Source organism: Neisseria sp. P0021.S006 (genome assembly GCF_051956895.1).
The window spans coordinates 1-1,417 of sequence record NZ_JBQCWZ010000363.1 but is presented as its reverse complement, the minus strand read 5'-3'; the positions used below and the strand labels follow the sequence as shown (position 1 = coordinate 1,417).

Sequence of the window (1,417 nt, the reverse complement as noted above, 5' to 3'; positions counted from 1 at the left end):
AAATTAAACAATATAAAATTAACGCAAAATCCCTACTCCTGACAAATCCTGCGCCATTTTGGCGGCGGAGTTATCGGTCATACCGCCGACAAAATCCAAGATTTTCATATAGGCCTGATACAGACTGTCTTCAGGAAGAATCGGATTGTGCTTTTTCAATAATTCCAACGCCAAAGACTGACGCGTTGCCAACTGTTTTTCAGCAATCAGGGCATAAGCGGCAGGGACGAGCAAATCCAAGATGGAGCCTAAGCATGGGAATGTTGCAATTTCGGTCAAGAGCTTGGTGTGATGGCGGAAAATCCGTGTTTGCGCCAATTCTTTCGCTTTTGCCAAAGTGTTTTGCACTTGCGGGCTACACAGAGCAAGCAAGTCTTTGCCTTTGAATGTTCCGTCCAACAAGTCGGACTGATGCAGCATAAAGGTTTGCGCGACATCATCAATCGCCTTGCCAATCGCAATACCGCGCAACATGGCACAACGCTGACGGCTGGAGCTGGCATGCCATGCGCTTTCGGCAAAGGTCAGCTCGGACAAGATACTCTCCACTTCCGTATCCATGAGTAAATCCAATTCGACGGCATCTTCCAAGTCCAGCAAGGCATAGCAAATATCGTCGGCAGCCTCCATCAAATAAGACAAAGGATGACGCGCCCAGCTGTCTATTCCTGCGGAAACCAGTCCCAATTCATCAGCAACTTGACGGATAAACGGCAACTCTGTTTGATAAATATTGAATTTCTTTCTGCCGTTTGGATGTTGCGTTGTCCACGGATACTTCAGCAATGCGCCGATGGCTGCCGCAGTCAGGCGCATTCCGCCTGCTTCCGGATACATTTCAAGGCTGGCAACGATACGCAGGCTATGCGCATTGCCTTCATAGGTTTGAATATCGTTGCGTTCCGCTTCGTTTAATGTGTTCAGATAAATTTGATGCTCAGGCCGTCTGAACCAATCGCGTAAAGCATCTTCACCGGTATGGCCAAACGGCGGATTGCCCAAATCATGTGCCAAACAGGCAACCTGCACCACGGCACCAATATCGCTGGGCGTATTGCCCTGCGGCAGAAAACCGCCGTTGTGCAACATCACGCCCACGCGGTTGCCCAAGCTCCTGCCCACGCTGGCAACTTCAACGCTGTGCGTCAGACGGTTGTGCGTCAAGTCATGTTGCGCCAGCGGATGCACTTGCGTTTTACGGCCAAGACGGCGGAAGGCTCCGGAGAAAACAACCCGGTCGTAGTCAATGTGAAAATCCGTACGCAAAGCATCGGCACCTTCCTGCGTCGAAGGGGTAACGGTCGGCACGACTTCGCCGTTTTTAGTACGGAAACGTTGAGTAGATAATAAGTTTTGCCAATTCATTCGGATGGTAATAAAGGTTCCTCAAGCAAAGTAAAGGCCGTCTGAAACATAT

The 1,417-nt window shown here is 49.8% G+C and carries 1 protein-coding gene; it reads right to left on the bottom strand.

The window, feature by feature from the left end:
- Positions 1-18: 18 nt before the first annotated feature.
- Entirely contained in the window at positions 19-1,365 is a 1,347-nt protein-coding gene (locus tag ACTHUM_RS14145) for a deoxyguanosinetriphosphate triphosphohydrolase (RefSeq protein WP_440403185.1), read from the bottom strand.
- Between the last annotated feature and the right edge of the window lie 52 nt (positions 1,366-1,417).